Here is a 23599-nt window from a genome sequence, read left to right on the forward strand (position 1 = left end):
TTAAACGCCGCCCTCATCTGGAGCGGCTGTCCCCACCCATTCCGACGTAAGATCCTCCATGAAAAAAATCGAGGCGATCATAAAGCCGTTCAAGCTTGATGAAGTGAAGGAAGCGCTTCATGAAGCCGGCGTGGCGGGGATCACCGTCACGGAAGCCAAGGGCTTCGGGCGCCAGAAGGGCCACACCGAACTCTATCGCGGCGCCGAATACATCGTCGATTTCCTCCCGAAAGTTAAGATCGAGGTCGTCGTGGGCGACTCGGTCGTCGACGCCGCCGTCGAAGCCATCCGCAAGGCCGCCCAGACCGGGCGCATCGGCGACGGCAAGATCTTCATCTCCAACATCGAAGGCGCCGTTCGCATCCGCACGGGCGAAACCGGCGCCGACGCGATCTGAGCCTTCGCTCGATCGCCGCTCTCAACCAGCCTTCAAGGATCGAAAGGCCGATTTATGAAAACAGCCCAGGACGTGCTCAAGGAAATCCAGGAAAACGACGTCAAATACGTCGATTTCCGCTTCACTGATCCGCGCGGCAAGTGGCAGCACGTCACTTTCGACATCAGCCTGATCGATGAGGACATCTTCGCCGAAGGCACGATGTTCGACGGCTCGTCGATCGCCGGCTGGAAGGCGATCAACGAGTCCGACATGCTCCTGATGCCGGATCCCTCGACCGCCACGATGGACCCGTTCTTCGCCGCCTCGACGATGGTCATCGTCTGCGACATCCTCGAGCCCAACAGCAATGAGCCCTACAGCCGCGATCCGCGCGGCATCGCCAAGAAGGCCGAGGCTTTCGTCGCCTCTTCCGGCGTCGGCGACACGGTCTATGTCGGCCCCGAGGCCGAATTCTTCGTCTTCGACGACGTCCGCTTCCGCGCCGACCCCTACAACACCGGCTTCGTGCTCGATTCTGCGGAGCTGCCGTCGAACTCCGACACGCCCTATGAAGGCGGCAACCTCGGCCATCGCATCCGCACCAAGGGCGGCTATTTCCCGGTGCCGCCGCAGGACGCGTCGCAGGACATGCGCGGCGAGATGCTCGCGGCCATGGCGGCGATGGGCGCCAAGGTCGAGAAGCACCATCACGAGGTCGCCTCGGCCCAGCACGAGCTCGGCCTGAAGTTCGGCCCGCTCACCAAGATGGCCGACGACCTGCAGATCTACAAATACTGCATCCATCAGGTGGCGCAGAGCTACGGCAAGACGGCGACCTTCATGCCCAAGCCGATCTTCGGCGACAACGGGTCGGGCATGCACGTCCACCAGTCGATCTGGAAGGACGGCAAGCCGCTGTTCGCCGGCGACAAATACGCCGACCTCAGCCAGGATTGCCTCTATTACATCGGCGGCATCATCCGCCACGCCCGCGCGCTGAACGCCTTCACCAACCCCTCGACCAACTCCTACAAGCGTCTGGTCCCGGGCTATGAGGCGCCGGTGCTGCTCGCCTACTCCGCGCGCAACCGCTCGGCCTCGTGCCGCATCCCGACGGCCTCGAACCCCAAGGCCAAGCGCGTCGAGGTCCGCTTCCCCGATCCGATGGCCAATCCCTATCTCGCCTTCGCGGCCATGCTGATGGCCGGCGTCGACGGCATCCTCAACAAGATCGATCCCGGCCCGGCGATGGACAAGGATCTCTACGATCTGCCTCCGCGCGAGCTGAAGAAGATCCCGACCGTCTGCGGCTCGCTGCGCGACGCTCTCGCCAACCTCGACAAGGACCGCGCGTTCCTCAAGGCCGGCGGCGTGTTCGACGACGACTTCATCGACAGTTACATCGAGCTCAAGATGGCCGACGTGATGCGCTTCGAGATGACCCCGCATCCGGTCGAGTTCGACATGTACTACTCTTACTGAAGACGAACGCCTTCGGCGCTTCGGGGCGGCCTTCGGGCCGCCCTTTTTCATGCGCGACGCGCTTCAGGTTAACGGCCTTTCAAGCTGTTTTCGATAAAATGTTTCTGTTCTGTTCCAATTTTATCGCGCGCGTGGCATAAGCTGCGCGAGCAGCGTAAAAAGCGCGCAAGCTTCGACGGGAACTCACGGAGGACACGCCGTTCATGGGCGGTCACGGCGATCTGTTTGGCGGCGCCGCGCGCAAGCCGCGGCAAGGGACGTCCGGCCAGGGCGCGAGCGCGCGCGACGCCGGACGAGCCGCGCCGTCCGCGCTCGCGACGCCCGGCGAGGCCGGCTACACCGCCGCTTCGATCGAGGTGCTCGAAGGGCTCGAGCCGGTGCGCCGGCGCCCCGGCATGTACATCGGCGGAACCGACGAGACGGCGCTGCACCATCTCTTCGCCGAGGTGCTCGACAACTCCATGGACGAGGCGGTCGCCGGCCACGCGAGCTTCATCGAGGTCGCCTACGACGCCGAAGGCTATCTCAGCGTCACCGACAACGGGCGCGGCATCCCCGTCGACCCGCATCCGAAATTTCCGAAGAAATCCGCCCTCGAAGTCATCATGACGACGCTGCACGCCGGCGGGAAATTCGATTCCGGGGCCTATCAGACGTCCGGCGGCCTGCATGGCGTCGGCGTCTCCGTGGTCAACGCGCTCGCCGAAAGCCTCGAGGTCGAGGTGGCGCGCGGGCAGATTCTCTATCGCCAGACCTTCGCCCGCGGCCTGCCGGCCGGCAAGCTCGTCGAAGTCGGCAAGGCGCCGAACCGGCGCGGCACGCGCGTGAGGTTTCGGCCCGACGAGCAGATCTTCGGCGCGGGCTGCGCCTTCAAGCCGTCCCGCCTGTTCAGGATGGCGCGCGCCAAGGCCTATCTTTACGGCGGCGTCGAGATCCGCTGGCGCTGCGCGCCCGAGCGGATCGAGGCGGGCGCGGCGACCCCGCGCGAGGCGGTGTTCCATTTTCCGGGCGGCCTCAAGGATTTCCTCGCCGCCGACATCGACGGCAAGGAGCGCGTCATCGAGCCGATGTTCGCCGGCAAGATCGAGCGGCCCGGCGGCCATGGCTCGCTCGAATGGGCGCTCGCCTGGCTTTCCGCCGACGACGGCTTCATTCATTCCTATTGCAACACCATTCCGACGCCGGACGGCGGCGCGCACGAGGCGGGCCTGCGCGCGGCGCTGCTCAAGGGCCTCAAGGACCATGCGGAGCGGATCGGCCAGGCGAAAAGGGCCGCGGCGATCGCCGGCGAGGACGTCCTCGCCTCCTGCGCGGCGCTGATCTCCGTCTTCATCCGCGAGCCCGAGTTTCAGGGACAGAACAAGAGCCGGCTCATGTCGAGCGAGGCGGGGCGCATCGTCGAGCAGGGCGTGCGCGACGCCTTCGACCATTGGCTCGCCGCCGCGCCCTCGCACGCCGCGCGGCTCCTCGACTGGACCATCGAGCGCGCCGAGGAGCGGCTGCGCCGGCGCGCGGAGAAGGACGTCGCCCGCAAGAGCGCGACGCGCAAGCTGCGCCTGCCCGGAAAGCTCGCCGACTGCTCGAACACGGCGGCGCAAGGCTCTGAACTGTTTATCGTCGAGGGCGATTCGGCCGGCGGCTCGGCCAAGCAGGCGCGCGATCGCGCGAGCCAGGCGATTCTCCCGTTGCGCGGCAAGATCCTCAACGTCGCCAGCGCGACGCGCGACAAGCTCGCGGCGAACCAGCAGCTCGCCGATCTCGCGCTGGCGCTCGGCTGCGGCCTCGGCGCCCATTACCGCGAGGAGGAGCTGCGCTACGAGAAGGTCATCATCATGACCGACGCCGACGTCGACGGCGCCCATATCGCCTCGCTGCTCATCACCTTCTTCTATCGGCAGACGCCGAAGCTGATCGACAACGGCCACCTCTATCTCGCCGTGCCGCCGCTGTTCAAACTGACGCAGGGCGTGAAGCAGGTCTACGCGCGCGACGAAGCCCATCGCGACGAGCTCATGGCGAGGGAGCTGACCGGACGCGGCAAGGTCGAGATCAGCCGTTTCAAGGGCTTGGGAGAAATGCTTCCGGCGCAGCTTAAAGAGACGACGATGGATCCGGCGCGGCGCAACCTGCTGCGCGTCGTGGTCGCGCCCGAGGAGCGCGGCGAGACGAGCGAGTCGGTCGAACGGCTGATGGGCGGAAAGCCCGAGGCGCGTTTCATCTTCATCCAGGAGCGGGCGGCCTTCGCCAACGCCGCCGACCTCGTCGTGGTGTGAGTCCGCCGCCGCGGCGAGAGGCCAGGGCCAAGCGGCTCCGATTTGGGCTCTAAGACCAAAACTTCGTTCCGGGCGAAGGCGGCCGGCGGCAAGCAGCGTTTCGAGGAGGCCACTCCTGACTGCTTGCGCGCCGGCCGACCCTACGGACCCAGGAGATGCGGCGGACCTGAGCACTCCGTAGGGTGATCGTCGCCAGCCGATCGCGGTTAAGTCGATCGCCGGCAAGTCGCCCAGATGCGCTGACGCGCAGGGCGCGGCGGTGGTTTTCTTAGTGGAACCCCGGCCGCGCCGCACCCTTGACGGGTGCGGCGGGCAGTAGTTAGCGCGCTCCTTGCGCGAAAGGCAATGGTCCGCTCCCGCGAATCGGAGCTTTCGTTAACGCCGGCCGGAGCCTCGACCTTCACGCCGTCAGGCGCGCTTCAGCTTTCGCTTGACGTCGAGCTCAGCGCCAACCAAATGCTCAGCCCGCCCGCACGACACGGAAGCCCGGCGCCTGCGCCGGCGTCTTCGGGCCGGGGTCGAAATAGACGCGGTTGCGGCCGCCTTCCTTGCAGCGATAGAGCGCCTTATCGGCCTCGCGAAGCAGGTCGCCGCCGGCCCGGCCGCTTTCGGCGAGGCCGATCGAAACCGTGGCCGCCACCAGGCGCGTCGCGTCGATCGGAAAGCCCGCGCCCGCGACGCCGGACCGCACCCGCTCGGCGACCTTCGCGCCGACGTCGATGCGCGTGTCAGGCATCAGGATGACGAATTCATCGCCGCTCAGCCGGCAAAAGATGTCGGAGCGCCGGATCAGCCCCTTGATCCGTCTCGACAGGCCCTGCAGCAGACGGTCGCCGGCTTCATGGCCATAGGCGTCGTTGACGCCCTTGAACCGGTCGATGTCGAACATCATGACCGACAGCGGCCGCGCCTTGCGCTTCGCCTCCTCCATCATCGACGGCAGCACGCCGTCGAAGAAGCGCCGGTTGTGCAGTCCTGTCAGCGCGTCGACCACGGCCATCTCGAGCGACGCCTCGACATTCTGGCGCAGGCAGTCGGCGTAGCGCTTGCGCCGCATCTGCGTGCGCACGCGCGCGGCGAGCTCGCTGCGCTCGATCGGACGCAGCAGATAGTCGTTGACGCCGAATTCGAGGCCGCGCAGCGTCCGCGCCAGATCGTCCGCGTCGGCGACGGCGAGGATCGGAATTTGCCGCGTCGCCTCGATGGAGCGGATCTGGCTGCACAGGCGCAATCCGTCGTAGCTGGCGAGCGTCAGGCTGACGATGAAGAGGTCGTAGCCGCCGGCCGCGCCTTCGACCAGCGCCTCCAGCGCGTCCGGCTCGAGTTCGACCTCATGATGGGCGCGCAGCGCGCCGAGGATGGCCTCGCTCGAGGAGCGGCGATCGTCGACAAGGAGGATGCGGCCGCCCTCGTCCTCGCCGCCGACGAGGCATGAGGAGGCCGAAACGCCCATCTTGGCGGCTCTCGCCGCCCTCGCGCGCAATTCGTCGAGCGCGGCGCGCAGGCGCGACAGCGATTTCACCCGCGCGAGAAGCGCCGTCTCGTCGATGGGCTTGGCGAGGAAATCGTCGGCGCCGGCCTCAAGCCCCATGACCCGGTCCGAGGCCTGGTCGAGCGCGCTGACCATCACCACCGGAATATGCGCCGTGTCGGGGTTCGCCTTCAGCCGGCGGCAGACCTCGAAACCGTTCATGCCCGGCATCATGACGTCGAGCAGGACGATGTCGCACTCGCCCGCGGCGCAGATCGCCAGCGCCTCCGGACCGTTGTCGGCGGTCAGCACGTCGAAATATTCAGCGTTCAGCCTCGCCTCGAGCAGCTTGACGTTGGAGACATGGTCGTCGACGACGAGGACGCGCGCGGTCACTGGCTTGCTCCTTTCGGCCGCTATCGTTCGTTCAGAAATCCGCGCACGGTCTCGAGGAATTTGACGATGGAGATCGGCTTCGACAGATAGGCCTCGCAGCCGCCCTGGCGGATCTTCTCCTCGTCGCCCTTCATCGCGAAGGCCGTGATGGCGACGACGGGGATATGACGAAGCTCCTCGTCCTCCTTGAGCTGCCGTGTGACCTCGAGTCCCGAGATTTCGGGAAGCTGGATGTCCATCAGGATGAGGTCGGGACGATGCTGGCGCGCGAGGCCGACCGCCTCGAGCCCGCTGCGCGTCTGCACGGTCCTGTAGCCGTGCGCCTCGAGAAGATCGTTGAACAGCTTCATGTTCAGTTCATTGTCTTCCACGATCAGAATCGTCTTATCCATCGCCGGGCCTGCGCTCCCTGAAGCGGCTGACGCTTCGCCGGGGCGTTTCGGCCCCACCGATCGCAACTATGCTCCAGCTTCCGCGCCCAGTGCGACTCTTCGATCATTCGATCGTCCGCGGCGTTCGACTCGGACCGTCGGGAGCCTTCGCCCCCCACGCTTAAAAGATGACGCAAAAAGCTTTCGGAAAGGCCAAGCCCGGTGGCGCAACTTTATGACAAATCTTATCTTTCTTCGATGCGGCGGGAGCGCGCCGAAGCGCTCGCCATCGAGGCTCTCGGCTATCTCGCCGGCGATCCCGAACAGCTGGAGCGCTTCTTGAGCCTCTCCGGCCTGCGGCCCGAGACGCTGCGCGCGGCCGCCGCGGCGCCCGGCTTTCTCGCCGGCGTGCTCGATTTCGTCGCGGGCGAGGAGGCTCTTCTCCTCGCCTTCGCGGCTGACGCCGGCCGCGATCCCGCCGAAATCGGAAGGGCCCGCGCGGCGCTGGGACCGCCCGGCGAAGCGCTTTAGGTCTTCAGCCGAGCCGGGCCCGATCCTGCGGAGCGAAGAAATCGACCTGAGGCCCGACCGGAACGATTCCCGTGGGATTGATCGTCAGGTGGCTCTCGTAATAGTGGCGCTTGATATGATCGGGCCGGAAGGTCGAGGCGACCGCGTCGAGCGTGAGCAGATCGCGGACGTAACCCCACAGATTGGGATAGTCGGCGATCCGCCTGACGTTGCACTTGAAATGGCCGACGTAGACGATGTCGAAGCGCAGCAGCGTCGTCAGCAGGCGCACGTCGGCCTCGGTGATCGCCGCCCCGCAGAGATAGCGGCGGCGCGAGAGGCGCTCCTCGAGGACGTCGAGCGTCTCGAACAGCGGGCCGATCGCCTCCTCATAGGCGCTTTGCGAAGTGGCGAAGCCGGCCCGATAGACGCCGTTGTTGAGCGTCGGATAGATGCGCGCGTTGAGCGCGTCGATCTCCTCGCGCAGCGCCGGCGGATAATAGTCGCCCGCCTTCGCGCCGACCGGATCGAAAGCGCCGTTGAACATGCGGATGATGTCGGCGGATTCGGTCGAGACGATCGTCCGGCGCTCCTTGTCCCAGAGCGTCGGCACGGTCGCCCGGCCGGAATAATGAGGATTTGCCGCGAGATAGACCTCATACAGGCGGCGCGCGCCAAGGTTCGGATCGCCGATCACCCCGTCGGCCGGCGCGAAGGTCAGCCCCTCCTCGCGCATCAGCCAGTTGACGATCGAAAGCCCGACGATCTCCTCGAGGCCTTTAAGCTTGCGGAAGATCAGCGCGCGATGCGCCCATGGGCAGAAATAGGCGCCGTAAAGATGATAGCGGCCGGGCTCGGCCTTGAAGCCGCCTTCGCCGGTGGGGCCCGGCGCGCCGTCGCGCGTGATCCAGTTGCGGAACTTCGCGGCGTCGCGCTCGAAGCGCCCGCCGTGCGAATTCGTGTCGTACCACTGGTCGCGCCAGACGCCGTCGACGAGAAGGCCCATGCCGCGACCTTAATCCCCTGCGAGGCGACGCGTCACGCAGCTTCTTGCCGGGAAGGCGCGCGGGCCTTATGCCTCGCAGGCGCCGCGCCGCAAACGGAGCGTTTCCCATGATCTGGCCTCTAGACAAGGCGAAAGCCTCCTCCGCCGCAACGCCCGCTTCGGCCCGGACGCAGCGCCCTTCGCCGCTGGTGCGGATGCGGCGCAACCGCAAGGCCGACTGGGCGCGCCGCCTCGTGCGCGAGAATACGCTCACCTGCGACGACCTGATCTGGCCGATCTTCGTGCGCGAGGGCGCGAACGCGCGCGAGCCCGTCGCCTCGCTGCCCGGCGTCGAGCGCATGTCGATCGACATGGCGGTCGAAAGCGCGCGTGAGGCCTTTTCGCTCGGCGTGCCGGCGATCGCGCTCTTTCCCTACACCGATCCCGCGCTGCGCGACCCCGCCGGCGCCGAGGCGCTGAACCCTGACAACCTCGTCTGTCGGGCGCTGCGCGCGATCCGCGAAACCTGCCCGGAGCTCGGCCTCGTCACCGACGTCGCGCTCGACCCCTACACCAGCCACGGCCATGACGGCCTCCTGCGCGGCGAGGAGATTCTCAACGACGAGACGGTCGAGGTCCTGATCGGCCAGGCGCTCAACCAGGCGCGCGCCGGCGCCGACATGATCGCCCCTTCCGACATGATGGACGGACGCATCGGCGCCATCCGCCGCGCCCTCGACGACGAAGGCTTCCACAACGTGCAGGTGCTGGCTTACGCCGCCAAATACGCGTCCGCCTTCTACGGGCCGTTCCGTGACGCGGTCGGCACCTCGAAGACGCTCGTCGGCGACAAGCGCACCTATCAGATGGACCCGGCGAACGGGGACGAGGCGCTGCGCGAGGTCGCGCTCGACGTCGAGGAAGGCGCCGACATCGTCATGGTCAAGCCCGGCCTGCCCTATCTCGACGTGATCTGGCGGGTGAAGGAAAGGTTCGGCCTGCCGACCTTCGCCTATCAGGTGTCCGGCGAATATGCGATGATCGAGGCCGCCGCGCGCAACGGCTGGCTCGACGGCGAGCGGGCGATGATGGAGAGCCTGCTCGCCTTCAAGCGCGCCGGGGCCGACGCGGTGCTCACCTATTACGCGCCGCGCGTCGCGCGGCTTCTGCGGGCCGGCTGACGGAGCGGCGCTTCGCCGCCCGCACAAGACGAAAGGACGTTCGATGCCCCTCAGGGCTCTCGCCGCCGCGCTGTTCGCCTCCTCCGCGCTGCTCGGCGCCCCGGCCGACGCATGGGCGCAGGGCTTCTTCGGCGAATTCGCCGAAGGCCAGTGCGGCGCCCCTTACGTCGGCCAGGATCGCAACGCTTATCCCTGTAGCAAAATCCGCAAGCCCGTCTGCCAGCGCGACACCGGCCGCTGCCAATGCCTCGAGCGGCGCGAGTGCGGCGGCAAGCAGGACGAGAGTTGGTGAGGCGCTGCTTGTGCACTAGAACAAAACGTGATCATATACGGCCGCAACCGCCTGTGGACGCATGTGGATAGCGGGCTTCATGCGGCGCGCCGGACCCTTTCGCGTCCTGCGCGCGGCGGGGCGTGCGAGGATGGGCCCCGATTCGCGCCCGTAAGCGGCTTCACGGACCGGTATGAATGAGCCAGATCGACCAATTCGCTCCCCGCCACGACGCCTTGCGCGCGCCCGAGCGCGCCTACCGCCTTGCGCCGCACAACGTCGAGGCGGAGCAGGCGCTGCTCGGGGCGATCCTCGTCAACAACGACGCCTTCGACCGCGTGTCCGACTTCCTGAAGCCCGAGCATTTCTCCGAGGAGGCGCACCGGCGCATCTACGACGTCGCGGGCCAGCTCATCCGCATGGGCAAGATCGCCTCGCCGATCACGCTGAAGACCTTTCTGGGCGAGCAGGAGCTCGCCGGCGCGCCGCTCGCCCATTATCTCGTCCGCCTCGCCGCCGAGGCGACGACGGTCATCAACGCCGAGGATTACGGCCACACCATCCACGACCTCGCCGTGCGGCGCGACCTGATCCTGATCGGCGAGGACATCGTCAATTCGGCCTATGACGCGCCGGTCGGCGCCTCGCCGCGCGACCAGATCGAGGAGGCCGAGCGCAAGCTCTATTCGGTCGCCGAGCAGGGCCGCTACGAGGGCGGCTTCCAGCGCTTTTCCGACGCGCTCGCGACCGCCGTCGACATGGCGGCGCGCGCCTATGAGCGCGACGGACGCCTCTCCGGCATCGCGACGGGCCTCGTCGACCTCGACCGCCAGATGGGCGGGCTGCAGCACTCCGACCTCGTCATCGTCGCCGGGCGGCCCGGCATGGGCAAGACGGCGCTCGCCACCAACATCGCCTTCAACGTCGCGCGCGCCTATGAATTCCGCGCCCGGCCGGACGGCTCGCACGAGACGGTCAACGGCGGGGTCGTCGGCTTCTTCTCGCTCGAAATGTCGGCCGAGCAGCTCGCCACCCGCGTCATCGCCGAGCAGGCGGCGGTCGCCTCCTACAAGATCAGGCGCGGCGACATGAGCGAGGCGGAGTTCCACCGCATCGCCGAGGCCGCCCGGACGATGCAGCAGATCCCGCTCTACATCGACCAGACGGGCGGCCTCTCCATCGCCCAGCTCACGGCGCGCGCGCGCCGCCTGAAGCGCCAGCGCGGCCTCGACCTTCTCGTCGTCGACTACCTGCAGTTGCTGGGCGGCTCGAAGACGCGCTCCGACAGCCGCGTGCAGGAGGTGACCGAGATCACCACCGGCCTCAAGGCGCTGGCCAAGGAGCTCAACGTGCCGGTCATGGCCCTGTCGCAGCTCTCGCGCCAGGTGGAATCACGCGACGACAAGCGGCCGCAGCTCTCGGACCTGCGCGAATCCGGCTCGATCGAGCAGGACGCCGACGTCGTGATGTTCGTGTTCCGCGAGGAATATTACCTCAACAACCGGCAGCCGCGCGAAGGCACCGAGGAGTTCCTGACCTGGCAGTCCGACATGGAGCGGGTGCACGGCAAGGCCGAAGTCATCATCGGCAAGCAGCGCCACGGCCCGACCGGCACGGTCGAGCTCGCCTTCGAGGCCGAGATGACCCGCTTCGGCAATCTCGCCCGCGAGGACGCCCTGCCCGACCGTCTTTAGCCCATGGCGAAACCCCAGAACGCCTTCGTCTGCCAGAGCTGCGGCGCCGTCTCGCGCCGCTGGCAGGGACGCTGCGACGCCTGCGGCGCGTGGAACAGCATTGTCGAGGAGGCCGCGTCCGGCGGCGTCGGCGCCCAGCCGGCGCAGGGCGCGCGCAAGGGGCGCGTCTTCGACCTCGCCAAACTCGGCGAGACCGATCGCCCCGCCCCGGCTCGCGTCCTGACCGGGATCGCCGAGCTCGACCGCGTCACCGGGGGCGGCTTCGTCGCCGGCTCCGCCGTGCTGATCGGCGGCGAGCCCGGCATCGGCAAATCGACGCTGCTGATCCAGGCCTGCGCCGCGCTGGCGCGGCGCGGCGAGCGCGTCGTCTATATCTCGGGCGAGGAGGCGATCGACCAGGTGCGGCTGCGGGCGCAGCGGCTCGGCCTGTCCGACGCAGCCGTGGAGCTCGCGGCGGAGACCAGCGTCGAGGACATCGTCGCGACCCTCTCGCGCGGCGCGCGTCCGGCCCTCGTCGTCATCGATTCCATCCAGACCATGTGGACGAGCCTGATCGAATCGACGCCGGGCACGGTGTCGCAGGTGCGCGGCGCGGCGCAGGCGCTGATCCGCTTCGCCAAGTCGAGCGGCGCGGCGGCGATCCTCGTCGGCCATGTGACCAAGGACGGCCAGATCGCCGGCCCGCGCGTCGTCGAGCACATGGTCGACGCCGTCCTTTCCTTCGAGGGCGAGAACGGGCGCGGCCTGCGGCTGCTGCGCGGCGTCAAGAATCGCTTCGGCCCGACCGACGAGATCGGCGTCTTCGAAATGACCGGGCGCGGCCTGCAGGAGGTGGCGAACCCCTCCTCGCTGTTCCTTTCCGCGCGCGATCAGGCGGCGCCGGGAGCCGCGGTCTTCGCCGGCATGGAGGGCTCGCGCCCTCTGCTCGTCGAGGTGCAGGCGCTCGTCGCGCCGAGCCCGCTCGGCACGCCGCGGCGCGCCGTCGTCGGCTGGGACGCCTCGCGCCTCGCCATGATCGTCGCGGTGCTCGAAACCCACGCCGGGATCAAGCTCAGCCAGTACGACATCTATCTCACCGTCGCCGGGGGCCTGCGGATCAGCGAGCCGGCGGCCGACCTCGCCGCGGCGGCGGCGCTCGTCTCCTCGCTGTCGACGATCCCGCTGCCCGCCGACGCCGTCTATTTCGGCGAGATCTCGCTGTCCGGCGCGATCCGCCCGGTCGGACATGCGGGCGCGCGGCTCAAGGAGGCCGCCAAGCTCGGCTTCCGCTCGGCGGCCCTTCCGGGCGCGGGCGAGCGCGAGGACGCGCCGCGCGAGCTGGAGCTGCGGCGGCTCAAGCATATTTCGGCGCTCGCCGCCGACATCGGCGCGAAGCGCGCGCCGCGTTCGGCCTCCGCCTCCGCCTCACGGGCGCCGCAAAGCGCGCGCGAAGCTTGAGCGCTCGGATCCCGCGATTTTCTTCCCTTCGCAAAGGTGACGGCGCCCGACCGGACCGCTATAGGACTTCGCCGACCGCCCACGCAGGCTCGAACGCGACCGGAGAAGGTTCAAGGAATTGGCGCCTCCCTATCTCGACATCGGCCTCATCGCCGTCATCCTGGTCTCGGCCCTGCTCGCCATGCTGCGCGGCTTCACGCGCGAGGTCCTGGCGATCGCCTCGTGGGCGGCGGCGGCCGTCGCGGCCATCTATCTGCATCCGCTCGTGATGCCCCATGTCACGCCCTACGTGTCGAAGCCGGTGGTCGCGCTGGCGATCTCGGCGGCTGGCGTGTTCTTCGTGACGCTGATCGTCGTCTCGCTGATCACCATCAAGCTGTCCGACGCGATCCTCGATTCCAAGGTCGGCGCGCTCGACCGTTCGCTCGGTTTCGTCTTCGGCGCCGCCCGCGGCCTGCTGCTCTGCGTGATCGCCTTCATCTTCTTCAACTGGCTCGTGCCGGAGAAGACCCAGCCGGACTGGGTGAAGGGCGCCCGCATGCGCCCGCTGCTCGTCAGCGCCGGCGACCAGCTGATGGCCATGCTGCCGGACGATCCGGAAGGATTGCTGGCGCGGCTGAAGCAGGCGAAGCCCGCGGGCAACGAGGAGGCCGCGCCCGACACCGACGCCGAGCCGAGGCCGGCCGACGTTCAGCCCGCAGAGCCCAAGCCCACGGAGTCGAAGCCCGCCTCGCCTGCGCCGCGAGGCTGATCGGCGCCGCGGCGTCGCGACGCAGCCGTGGAAAAATTCACTGTGCGGGGAAGCTCGCGGGGGCGCAGGCTCGACGGACGGCGCCTTTTGCACTATGTAGGTTTCATGGCGCCGGCGCGGCTCCAGTCATTCGAAAGCATCTCCATTCAAGCAGGCGGCGATTCGTCCCGCGTGCCTGAACGCGTGTCTCGAACCTGAAAGGTCGAGCGCGATTGTGCTTTTGACCGACCGCCGGAACGCCCTCATCTGTTGGCCTTCGCGTTTGTTGGCCTTCGCGTTTCGTCGGCTGGGCGGCGCGGATTTGTGAGGCGGGCATGGGCGGCGTTATTCAAGGCGACAGCCATTCGGTCGACAGCTTCTGCGCCGATCCGTCGGCCGACCTCGATCTCGAAGGCGACCGGCTGCGCGAGGAATGCGGCGTGTTCGGCGTGTTCGGCCATCCGGAGGCCGCGGCCGTCGCGGCGCTCGGCCTGCATGCCCTGCAGCATCGCGGCCAGGAGGCCGCCGGCATCGTCTCCTTCGACGGCCAGCGCTACAATTCCGAGCGCCGCCTCGGCCTCGTCGGCGACCATTTCTCGAAAGCCTCGACCATCGAGCGGCTGCCCGGCGATTCGGCGATCGGCCATGTGCGCTACTCGACGACCGGCGAAACCATCCTGCGCAACGTCCAGCCGCTGTTCGCCGAGCTCAACTCGGGCGGCTTCTCGGTCGCCCATAACGGCAACTTGACCAACGGCCTGACGCTGCGCCGCGATCTCGTCCAGAGCGGCGCGATCTATCAGTCGACCTCCGACACGGAGGTGATTCTCCATCTGATGGCGCGCAGCCGCAAGCTGCGCATCGTCGAGCGCTTCATCGAAGCGCTGCGCGCGCTCGAAGGCTCCTACGCGCTCGTCGCCCTCACCAACACCATGATGATCGGCGCGCGCGATCCGCTCGGCATCCGTCCCTTGGTGCTCGGCGAGCTCGAAGGGCACTATATCCTCGCCTCGGAGACCTGCGCGCTCGACATCATCGGCGCGCGTTTCGTGCGCGACGTCGAGAACGGCGAGGTCGTCGTCATCTCGAAGGACGGCGTCGAGAGCCTGCATCCCTTCCCGCCGCGGCCGATGCGCCCCTGCATTTTCGAGTACATCTATTTCGCGCGCCCCGACTCCGTCGTGCATGGCCGATCGGTCTATGACGTGCGCAAGAACATGGGCGCCGAGCTCGCGCGCGAATCGGGCGTCTCCGCCGACGTCGTCGTTCCAGTGCCGGATTCCGGCGTGCCTGCGGCGATCGGCTACGCCCAGGCCTCCGGCGTGCCCTTCGAGCTCGGCATCATCCGCAACCATTACGTCGGGCGCACCTTCATCCAGCCGACGCAGACGGTGCGCGAGCTCGGCGTGCGGCTCAAGCACAGCGCCAACCGCGCCGTCGTCGCCGGCAAGCGCATCGTGCTCATCGACGACTCAATCGTACGCGGCACCACCTCGGTCAAGATCGTGCAGATGATGCGCGACGCCGGGGCGCGCGAGGTCCATTTCCGCATCTCCTCGCCGCCGATCATGTATCCGGACTATTATGGCATCGACACGCCGGTGCGCGAAAACCTGCTCGCCGCCACCCATACGCTCGACGAGATGCGCGCCTATATCGGCTGCGATTCGCTCGCCTTCCTGTCGGTCGAGGGCACCTATCGGGCGATGGGCGAGGGAAGCCGCGACCCGCAGCGGCCGCAGTTCACCGACCATTGCTTCACCGGCGACTATCCGACCTCCCTCACCGACCTCGCCGGCGAGACCAAGAGCCAGCTCTCCCTGCTCGCCGAAGCGAGCTGATTTTTTGCAAAGGCGCCGGCGCGCCCTTCCGCCGCGCCGCCCGGCGCGGTAGAGCAAAGCTCCGATCCCTCCTCAGACTTCCTGCGTCATGCCTTCTGACCTTTCCGGCCGCATCGCCCTCGTCACCGGGGCGTCGCGCGGCGTCGGGCGCGCCGTCGCCCTCGACCTCGCCGCCCGCGGCGTCCATGTCATCGCGCTGGCGCGCACCCAGGGCGCGCTTGAGGAGCTCGACGACGAAATCCGCAAGCGCGGCGGCGCCGCGACGCTGGCGCCTTGCGACGTCAAGGATTTCGAGGCGCTCGACCGGCTCGGCCGCGCGATCTTCGACCGCTGGGGCAAGCTCGACATCCTCGTCGGCAACGCCGGCGCGCTCGGCCCCATCACGCCGGTCGGCCATATCGAGCCGAAGCAATGGGACGACGTCTTCGCCGTCAACGTCACCGCCAACTGGCGGCTGATCCGCTCCCTCGACGTGCTGCTGCGCGCGTCCGACGCGGGCCGCGCGGTGTTCGTCACCTCCGGCGCCGCGCACGCCGCCCGCGTGCGGCCGTTCTGGACCGCCTACGGCGCCTCCAAGGCGGCGCTCGAGGCGCTCGCGCGCTCCTACGCCGCCGAGACGGCGAACATCACCAGCGTGCGAGTCATGCTGGTCAATCCCGGTCCGCTGCGCACCCGCATGCGCGCGCAGGCGATGCCGGGCGAAGATCCGTCGAGCCTGCGCGCGCCCGAAGACCTCGCGCCGAAGGTCGCCGAGCTTTGCGCGCCCGACTGGACGCTGACGGGCAAGCTCTACGACTTCCCGCAGGACCGGGTGCTGAGCTTTTCCGAGCCGGCCTGACCTTCAGGCGAGCGCCTGCGCGGCGAGCGTGACGAGCCCCGCGCGGTCGGCGCTGAATCCGACCGAGAACTCGAAGGCGCCAGGCTCGAACGCCGGCTCGAGGTCCGCGCCCGGAAACGCCAGCTCGCGCGCCGGCAGCACGAACTCCAGCGCTCCCGCCTCGCCGGCGCGCAGGGCGATGCGCCCGAAGCGCCTGAGCTCGAGCAGCGGACGGGCGACGCTCGCCGCCAGGTCGCGCGAAAAGAGAAAGACGGTCGCCTCGCCGTCGCGCGCGCCGGCGTTGCGCAGGCCGACGAAGAAGCGCAGCTCGTCCCCGAAGCGGAAGGCGCGCCGGTCGATCTCGAAGGAGACGAGCGCGAGCGACGCGTAGGAGAGGCCGTGGCCGAACGCGAACTGCGGCTCGTTCGCGCAGTCGAGATAGCGGCTCGTATAGGAATCCTCGGCCCTGAACGGGCGCCCGGTCGGGCGCTGCGCGAAATAGACTGGTATCTGCCCCTCCGCGCGCGGCCATGAGACGGGCAGGCGCCCGACCGCGTCTGCGCGGCCGGTTAGCACGTCGGCGATGGCGCAGCCCGCCGCCTCGCCGAGGAACCATGTCGCAAGGACGGCGTCGGCCGCCTCGAACAGCGCGGGCGCGACGATCGGGCGCCCGCTCGACAGAAGGACGACGGCGGGAACGCCGCGCTCGCGCGCGACGTCGATCGCCGCCCGCGCCAGCTCGCCCTGGCGCCCGGGCAGACCGAGCGAGGTCCGGCTCGCCGCCTCGCCGCTCATGGGCGCGGATTCGCCAAGGCATAGAATGACGACGTCGGCGGTTCGGCATGCGTCGAGCGCGCGGGATGCGCCCGAGAAATCTGCGCCGTCGATCGCAACCCCTTGAGCGTAAACGATTTCAGCCTGCGGCAGCGCCGCTTCGAGGCCCCGCCGGATCGAGACGGCGTCGGCGCGCCGGCCCGCCGCCGCCCAGGGGCCGTCCATCTCCTCGGCCGCGTCGGCGAGCGGGCCGATCAGCGCGATCACGCGCGCGTCGCCGGCGAGCGGCAGGGCGCCGCGGTTGGTCAGCAGCACGATTGAGCGACGCGCCGCCTCCAGAGCCAGCGCGCCGGCGTCCTCGACAGGCGCTGCGACCGGATGGACGGACGGGTCCGCCTCGAACAGCCCGAGCTTCTCCTTGAGCGCGAGCACGCGCGAAACCGCGGCGTCGATCCGATCCATCGACGCGAGCCCGCGGTCGAGCGCTTCAGGCAGGGCGTCGCGATAGCAAAAGCTCATCATGTCGACGTCGACGCCTGCCTGAAGCGCCATCGCCGCCGCTTCGGCGCGGCCTCCCGCAACGCCATGAACGATCAGTTCGGCGACGGCGTTGTAGTCGCTGACGATCACGCCCTCAAAGCCCAGCTTGCGCCGCAGCCAGCCTTCGAGCAGCGGCCGGTGGGCGGTCATCGGCACGCCGGCGAGGTCCATGAAGGCGGGCATCAACGCCGCGCAGCCGGCGGCGAGCGCGGCGGCGAACGGCGGCGCGTAGACCTCGGCCACCGCGCGCTCGGAGATGTCGACGCTCGCGTAGTCGCGCCCGCCTTCGGCCGCGCCATAGGCGCAGAAATGCTTCACGCAGGCCGCCGCGCCCCCGCGCGCCAGGTCCGGGCCTTGAAAGCCCGTCACCTTCGCGACGGAAAACAGGCTCGCGACATAAGGATCCTCGCCCGGCCCCTCGGCGATGCGCCCCCAGCGCGGATCGCGGGCGACGTCGACCATCGGCGCGAAGACCATGGTGAGGCCGTCCGCCCGCGCCTCATGCGCCGCCGCGGCGGCGGTCCGCCGCCAGAGCTCGGGATCGAAGGCGCAGGCCTCGGCGAGCGGAACGGGGAAGACCGTGCGGTGTCCGTGCAGGACGTCGAAGCCGAAAAACAGTGGAATTCCAAGGCGCGCGCCGCGCGCCGCCCTCTGCGCGGCGGCGACCTCATCCGCGCCCCAAAGGTTGAGCAGGCTGCCGACTCGCCCAGCCGCGATCTCGGCCTCGACGGCGCCGCCGGCGACGGGGCCGGTCAACGCCTGCGTCCCCGCCGCCATGGTGAGCTGCCCAAGCTTTTCCTCGAGCGTCATGGCGACGAGAAGCCGCGCGGCGCGCGTCACGCCGACGCTCCAGCGCCGCGCCAGCTTCGGCTGGCGCCGTCGAAGGCGCGTCGTCGAATATCGTGTAGGGTGCGCATAAAGCCTCGGGGGGAAAATGCGGCCGATGGGAGAGGCGACAGAGGATCGCGGCGCGAGGCCGGCCGTCGAGGCTATCAGGCCCCGCGGCTTCGTTCACGAGCTTTTCAGCATGGTTCGGGCGCTCCTGTCCGCGCCGCGCCGCAAGCAGTTCCTCATGCTGGCCGCGGCGCTCGCCGCCGTGATCGCGGCGACGGCTTTCGGCCAGATCAAGCTCAACGCCTGGAACCAGCCGTTCTACGACGCGCTGGCGCGCCGCGACCTGCACGAATTCCTTTACCAGCTCTGGCGATTCGCGCTCATCGCCAGCGGGCTCCTCATCCTCAACGTCGCCCAGATCTGGCTTAACCAGCTCACCAAGCTGAAGCTGCGCGCCGAGCTCACCGGCGGCCTGATCGACGCCTGGCTCAAGCCGGGCCGCGCCTTCCGGCTCGCCAACGCCGGAGAAATCGGCGCCAATCCCGACCAGCGCATCCATGAGGACGCCCGCCACCTCGTCGAATTGACGACCGACCTCGGCATCGGCCTGTTTCAGGCGAGCCTGCTGCTTTTTTGCTTCATCGGCGTGCTCTGGGTGCTGTCGGAGGGTGTCGCGCTCAATTTCTTCGGCGAGAAGCTCGCCGTTCCCGGCTACATGGTCTGGGCCGCGCTGTTCTACGCCGGGGCCGCGTCGTGGATGAGCTGGCGCGTCGGGCGGCCTCTGATCGCCGTCAACGCCGAGCGCTACGCGCGCGAGGCCGACCTGCGCTTCGCCCTCGTGCGCGCCAACGAGCGCAACGACGCCATCGCCTTCTACGGCGGCGAGGAGGACGAGAAACGCCGCCTGCACGCCGAGCTCGAGCCCGTGCTGTCCATCATGCGGCGCTACGTCTCCGGCGTCACGCGCCTCACCTGGGTCACCGCCGGCTATGGCTGGTTCACCATCGTCGCGCCGATCGTCGTCGCCGCGCCCGGCTTTTTCTCGGGCGACCTGTCGATCGGCGGGCTGATGGTGGTCGTCGGCGCGTTCAACCAGGTGCAGCAGGCGCTGCGCTGGTTCGTCGACAATTTCAGCGTCATCGCCGACTGGCGGGCGACCATGATCCGCATCTCGACCTTCCGCCGCGCGCTGGAGGAAGTCGACGGGATCGACGGCGCGTGCCGCATCGAGCGCGTCCGGAGCGAGAGCGGCGTCCTCGTGTTCGACGACGTGAGCGTCGCCTCGCCCTCGGCCTGCACGCGGCTCAGCGAGCGCCATGTGAGCGTGCGCCCCGGCGAGCGGCTGCTGATCGTCGCGCCGCCCGGCGCGGCGCGGCGCAACTTCCTTAGCGCCGTGGCCGGGCTCTGGCCCTGGGGCTCCGGCCGCATCGGCATGCCGACGCAAGGTCCGATCATATTCATGTCCGCTCGCCCCTATCTCCCGCCGGGAACGCTGCGCGAGGCGATGGCCTACCCCGATTCGCCCGCCCGTTTCCCCAACGAAGCCTACGCGCGGGCGCTGGAGCGGCTGAACCTCGGCCATCTCATCGTCAAGCTTGACGTCGTGAGGCGCTGGGACCGCGAGCTCAGCGGCGACGAGCAGCAGGGCGCCCATTTCGCGCGGCTTCTCCTGCACGAGCCGGCCTGGGTGTTCATCAACGAGGCGCTCGACGCGCTCGACGAGGCGACCAGCGTCGTCGTTCTCGACGTCTTCAACCGCGAGCTCGCCGAAGCGGCGGTGGTCAACATCGGCCGGCCCGACATGCGCGACGGCTTCTTCTCGCGCATGCTGCATCTCGTCGACGATCCGGCCGGCGAGCGCCTCCAGCCGTGCTTCGACGCCGTCCCGGACGAAGCCTCGACGACGGCCGGCGCGATTGGCTAGAACTGAAGCGAGAAGCGCGCGGAGCGCCGTCCGAACGCCCGGAGACCGACAATGACGAAAGGCGCCTCTTCACCGCCGCTCGAAGACGAGGCGCTCCTTGACGCCGTGCAGCGCGCGACCTTCCGCTATTTCTGGGACGGCGCGCATCCGGTGAGCTTCCTCGCCCGCGACCGGCTGCCTTTCGCCGCCGACGCGCAGGCGGACGCGAACGAAAACAAAATCTCGATCGGGGGCAGCGGCTTCGGCGCGATGGCCCTCGTCGTCGGCGCGGCGCGCGGCTGGGTCGGGCGGAGCGAGGCGGCGCGCCGGCTCATGACGATGGTGAGCTTCCTCGAACGCACCCCCTCCTACCACGGAATGTTCCCGCACTATCTCGACGGGCGGACGGGAGCGACCATCCCCATGGGGCGCAAGGACGACGGCGGCGACCTCGTCGAGACCGCCCTCCTGTTCCAGGGCCTTCTCTGCGCGCGGCGCTTCTTCGACCGCGACGATCCGCTCGAAACCGACCTGCGCAACCATGTCACGTGGCTGTGGCAGGACGTCGAATGGAGTTTTCATGCGCCGCATGGGCGAAAAGTTCTGCTCTGGCACTGGAGCCCGAACAACGGCTTTTCGCTCAACGCCGAAATCCACGGCTGGAACGAATGCCTCATCGCCTATGTGCTCGCCGCCGCCGCGCCCAATCCGCGTTTCGCAATCGATCCAATCCTTTATCACGAGGGCTTCGCGCAGAGCCGCAGCTTCCTCAACCGCCGCGTCTGGCGCGGCCATGAGCTGCCGCTCGGCCCCGACTGGGGCGGACCCTTGTTCTTCGCGCATTACTCGTTCTGCGGGCTGGATCCGCACGGTCTTTCTGACAGATATGCGGACTATTTCGAGCAGAACGTGAGGCATTGCCTCGTCAATTACGCCCATTGCGTCGCAAATCCGGGCGGCTACGCCGGCTACGGGCCGGACTGCTGGGGCCTCACGGCGAGCGACGACGCGCTTCACAACTACGCCGCCCACGCCCCCGACAACGATCTCGGGGTGATCTCGCCGACCGCCGCGCTGTCGAGCTTTCCCTATCTGCCGCAGGAGGCGGCGCGGGCGCTGCGCCATTTCCACGACGACCTCGGCGCGTGGATCTTCGGGCGCTACGGCTTCGCCGACGCCTTCAGCGAGGCGCATGGCTGGCGGGCGGACAGCTATCTCGCCATCGACCAGGGACCGATCGTCGCGATGATCGAGAACCACCGCTCAGGATTGCTGTGGCGCCTGTTCATGTCCGATCCCGACGTGCGGCGCGGGCTGGCGCGCCTCGATTTCCGTTTCCCGCCGCAGGCCGGCGCATGAGCGAGGCGTTCGAGACGCGGCTCGCCCGCCAGCTTTCGCGGAGCGCCGCGAAAATGCTCAGCGCCTTTTCACGGACCGATCTCGTCAAGGAGCGCGTCGGCTTTCATCGTTTCATCAGGCCCGCGAAAGGCTCGGTCCTCGCCTCCCCGGTCATGGCCGCCTACGATCCGGACCCGGACTATTTCTTCCACTGGCTGCGCGACTCGGCGGTGGTCGTCGACGCGTTGCGCCTCCTCGTCGAGATGGGCGAGGTTTCGCGCGAGGAAGGCGCGGCGCGTTTCGCCGATTTCCTCTCCTTCAGCCTGTCGATCTCCTCGCGCGAGGGCGAGGCGTTTCTCGCCGCCGCAGGCGACTATCGCGCCGCCGTCGAACCGCATTTCAGGCAGTTCCTGCGGCCGCAGGAGGAAATCGCGGCGATCCGCGGCGACGACGCGCTGGGCGAGCCGCGCTTCGACCCCGACGGAGCGCTCGACATCCTGAAATGGTCGCGTCCGCAGCATGACGGCCCGGCCCTGCGCGTCCTCGCCGTGCTGCGCTTCTGCGCGTCGCTCCCGCCCGGCGAAGCGGCGGGCGAAGCCGCCGCCGAGCTTTTGCGCCGCGACCTCGCCTTCACGCTGGCGCGGCGCGCGCTCCCCTCGTTCGACATCTGGGAGGAGGAGCTTGGGCGGCATTATTACACCGCCCTCGCGCAGGGCGAGGCGCTGCGCCAGGGCGGGCTGTTCCTGCGCAATTGCGGCGATCCCGGCGCCGGCGCCGAACTCGTCGCGGCGGCCGAGGAGATCGAGGCGGGGCTCGACGCCTTCTGGAGCGCCGACAAGGGCTTCGTGCTGAGCCGCCTGAACGGCGACGCGACGCGCGAGCTCGACATCGCCGTCGTCCTCGCGGCGATCCACGCCGGACGCGCGGGCGGCCCGCACAGCGTCGCCGACCCGCGCCTCGTCGCCACGCTCCTCAGGCTCGAGGCGCTGTTCCGGCGCGCCTATGCGTTGAATTCGACCGGGCCGGGCGCGCTCGCTCCGGCGATGGGACGCTACGAGGGCGACGCCTACTACAGCGGCGGCGCCTATTTCTTCTCGACCTTCGGCGCCGCCGAATTCTATTTTCGCGCGGCGGAGGCGGCGGCGCGCGGCTTCGTCGAGGCGGCGGCCTGGCGCGGCGCCGGACTGGACAGCGCGTCCGCCGGGCTCGCCGGCGCGCTTTTTTCGCGCGGCGAGGCCTTTATCGCCACCGCGCTCGCCAGCGCCGCCCCCGACGGCGACCTTTCCGAGCAGTTCGACCAGACGAGCGGCGCGCAGACCTCGGCGAAGACGCTCGCCTGGAGCCACGCGGCCTTCGTCAGCGCCTGCGCCGCGCGGCGGCGGGCGCGCGCCGCCGGGGCTTCGGACGGCGGGCCATGATCGAGAAGCTCGAATTCCTGCTCGCCCTCGCGCGCGAGCGCAATTTCAGCCGTGCGGCGGAGGCCTGCGGCGTCACCCAGCCGACGCTTTCGGCCGGCGTGAAGCAGCTCGAGGAAAGCCTTGGCGTGCTGCTCGTCAACCGCAGCTCGCGCTTTCACGGCTTCACGCCGGACGGCGAGCGGGCGCTCGAGTGGGCGAAGCGCATCGTCGCCGACGCGCGCGCCATGCGCCAGGAGATGCGCGCGCCCAAGACCTCGCTCGTCGGCCATCTCACCATCGCCGCCGTGCCGACGGCGCTCGGCATGGCGCAGAAGCTCACCCTCCCCTTCCGCGAGAAGAACCCGGAGGTGCGCTTCACCATATTGTCGCAGACGTCGCGGGAAATCCTCGCGATGCTCGACGGACTGCAGATCGACGCCGGCCTCACCTACCTCGACAACGAGCCGCTCGGCCACATTCGCGCCGAGCCGCTCTATCGCGAGCGCTACAGGCTGCTGACCTTGGCGGACCGGCCGCTCGGCGACCGCAAGAAGGTGACCTGGAAGGAAGTCGCGCAAATTCCGCTCTGCCTCCTCACGCCCGACATGCAGAACCGGCGCATCATCGACCGCATGCTGGACGGCGGAGCGCCCGCCGACGCGCCGATGCTCGAGTCGAACTCGATGGTCGTCCTCGCCGCGCATGTGCGCGCCGGCCGCTGGGCGAGCATCATTCCCGAGACCTTCGCGGACGTCCTCGGCCTCGACGAGCCGCTTCGCTCGATCCCGATCGTCGAGCCTCAGGAGGTGCAGCGCATCGGACTCGTGACGCCGCGGCGCGAGCCTCTTCCCCCGCTCGTGCGCGCCCTGATCGCCGAGGCGGCGGCGCTCGCCGCGCGCGAGCGCGTCGAACCATGAAGGGCGATTGACTTACGGCCTCGCGCCCGCAGAGTGTCCGCCAAGTTCACGGTTCCGC

19 protein-coding genes are annotated in these 23599 nt (G+C 68.8%); 15 read left to right on the plus strand and 4 right to left on the minus strand.

Annotated elements, in window-relative coordinates; genetic code table 11:
- Nucleotides 1-58: 58 nt before the first annotated feature.
- The 3 genes from ACE3OG_RS05360 (at nt 59) to parE (ending at nt 4134) form a co-directional block, all read left to right on the plus strand.
- On the plus strand, nt 59-397 hold the full coding sequence (locus tag ACE3OG_RS05360; protein WP_374306554.1) for a P-II family nitrogen regulator: 339 nt from the start codon (nt 59-61) through the stop codon (nt 395-397).
- 54 nt (nt 398-451) lie between these two features.
- A complete protein-coding gene (gene glnA / locus ACE3OG_RS05365; RefSeq protein WP_374306556.1) occupies nt 452-1861 on the plus strand; it encodes a type I glutamate--ammonia ligase in 1410 nt (469 codons plus the stop codon).
- A gap of 203 nt (nt 1862-2064) precedes the next feature.
- Entirely contained in the window at nt 2065-4134 is a 2070-nt protein-coding gene (parE, locus tag ACE3OG_RS05370) for a DNA topoisomerase IV subunit B (RefSeq protein WP_374306558.1), read from the plus strand.
- A gap of 460 nt (nt 4135-4594) precedes the next feature.
- On the opposite strand, the gene ACE3OG_RS05375 is transcribed toward parE, so the two are convergent.
- Entirely contained in the window at nt 4595-6001 is a 1407-nt protein-coding gene (locus tag ACE3OG_RS05375; protein ID WP_374306560.1) for a PleD family two-component system response regulator, read from the minus strand.
- 20 nt (nt 6002-6021) lie between these two features.
- Entirely contained in the window at nt 6022-6393 is a 372-nt protein-coding gene (locus ACE3OG_RS05380; RefSeq protein ID WP_374306562.1) for a response regulator, read from the minus strand.
- A gap of 201 nt (nt 6394-6594) precedes the next feature.
- Between ACE3OG_RS05380 and ACE3OG_RS05385 the strand changes: the two genes are divergently transcribed.
- Nucleotides 6595-6903 carry a DUF3572 domain-containing protein gene (locus tag ACE3OG_RS05385; protein WP_374306563.1) on the plus strand — a complete coding sequence of 103 codons (309 nt, stop codon included), beginning with the start codon at nt 6595-6597 and terminating at the stop codon, nt 6901-6903.
- A 4-nt stretch (nt 6904-6907) separates the two neighbouring features.
- Here the strand turns inward: ACE3OG_RS05385 and ACE3OG_RS05390 are convergent, their stop codons facing one another.
- Nucleotides 6908-7888 (minus strand): glutathione S-transferase family protein, encoded by a 981-nt coding sequence (locus tag ACE3OG_RS05390; RefSeq protein WP_374306565.1) that lies wholly within the window; start codon nt 7886-7888, stop codon nt 6908-6910.
- Nucleotides 7889-7995: 107 nt separating this feature from the next.
- Here ACE3OG_RS05390 and hemB point away from each other — a divergent pair, with 107 nt between their 5' ends.
- The 7 genes from hemB to ACE3OG_RS05425 all read left to right on the plus strand — a co-directional run bounded on the left by hemB (nt 7996) and on the right by ACE3OG_RS05425 (nt 15859).
- Nucleotides 7996-9048 (plus strand): porphobilinogen synthase, encoded by a 1053-nt coding sequence (gene hemB, locus ACE3OG_RS05395; RefSeq protein ID WP_374306567.1) that lies wholly within the window; start codon nt 7996-7998, stop codon nt 9046-9048.
- Between the two features lie 43 nt (nt 9049-9091).
- Nucleotides 9092-9340, plus strand: coding sequence for a hypothetical protein (locus ACE3OG_RS05400; RefSeq protein ID WP_374306569.1), 249 nt, complete (start codon nt 9092-9094; stop codon nt 9338-9340).
- A gap of 176 nt (nt 9341-9516) precedes the next feature.
- A complete protein-coding gene (locus ACE3OG_RS05405; protein ID WP_374306571.1) occupies nt 9517-11013 on the plus strand; it encodes a replicative DNA helicase in 1497 nt (498 codons plus the stop codon).
- Nucleotides 11014-11016: 3 nt separating this feature from the next.
- Nucleotides 11017-12450 (plus strand): DNA repair protein RadA, encoded by a 1434-nt coding sequence (gene radA / locus ACE3OG_RS05410; RefSeq protein ID WP_374306573.1) that lies wholly within the window; start codon nt 11017-11019, stop codon nt 12448-12450.
- Between the two features lie 181 nt (nt 12451-12631).
- Complete coding sequence (locus ACE3OG_RS05415; protein ID WP_374306608.1) at nt 12632-13201, plus strand: CvpA family protein; 570 nt, start codon at nt 12632-12634, stop codon at nt 13199-13201.
- 314 nt (nt 13202-13515) lie between these two features.
- Complete coding sequence (gene purF / locus ACE3OG_RS05420; protein ID WP_374306575.1) at nt 13516-15021, plus strand: amidophosphoribosyltransferase; 1506 nt, start codon at nt 13516-13518, stop codon at nt 15019-15021.
- Between the two features lie 88 nt (nt 15022-15109).
- Nucleotides 15110-15859, plus strand: coding sequence for an SDR family NAD(P)-dependent oxidoreductase (locus tag ACE3OG_RS05425; RefSeq protein ID WP_374306577.1), 750 nt, complete (start codon nt 15110-15112; stop codon nt 15857-15859).
- 3 nt (nt 15860-15862) lie between these two features.
- On the opposite strand, the gene ACE3OG_RS05430 is transcribed toward ACE3OG_RS05425, so the two are convergent.
- On the minus strand, nt 15863-17992 hold the full coding sequence (locus tag ACE3OG_RS05430; protein WP_374306579.1) for a glycoside hydrolase family 3 N-terminal domain-containing protein: 2130 nt from the start codon (nt 17990-17992) through the stop codon (nt 15863-15865).
- A 187-nt stretch (nt 17993-18179) separates the two neighbouring features.
- Between ACE3OG_RS05430 and ACE3OG_RS05435 the strand changes: the two genes are divergently transcribed.
- Genes ACE3OG_RS05435 through ACE3OG_RS05450 form a run of 4 tightly spaced genes read left to right on the plus strand, consistent with a single transcriptional unit; the run spans nt 18180 to nt 23541 of the window.
- Nucleotides 18180-19910 (plus strand): ABC transporter ATP-binding protein/permease, encoded by a 1731-nt coding sequence (locus ACE3OG_RS05435; protein WP_374306580.1) that lies wholly within the window; start codon nt 18180-18182, stop codon nt 19908-19910.
- A 51-nt stretch (nt 19911-19961) separates the two neighbouring features.
- Entirely contained in the window at nt 19962-21248 is a 1287-nt protein-coding gene (locus ACE3OG_RS05440; RefSeq protein ID WP_374306582.1) for a glucoamylase family protein, read from the plus strand.
- A complete protein-coding gene (locus ACE3OG_RS05445) occupies nt 21245-22645 on the plus strand; it encodes a glycoside hydrolase family 15 protein (RefSeq protein WP_374306584.1) in 1401 nt (466 codons plus the stop codon). The genes ACE3OG_RS05440 and ACE3OG_RS05445 overlap by 4 nt, the downstream gene beginning before the upstream one ends.
- A complete protein-coding gene (locus ACE3OG_RS05450) occupies nt 22642-23541 on the plus strand; it encodes a LysR family transcriptional regulator (RefSeq protein WP_374306586.1) in 900 nt (299 codons plus the stop codon). Before ACE3OG_RS05445 ends, ACE3OG_RS05450 begins: the two co-directional genes overlap by 4 nt.
- The last annotated feature ends 58 nt before the right edge of the window (nt 23542-23599 follow it).

The sequence above is a fragment of the Methylocella sp. genome, assembly GCF_041905455.1.
Classification (GTDB): Bacteria; Pseudomonadota; Alphaproteobacteria; order Rhizobiales; family Beijerinckiaceae; genus Methylocapsa.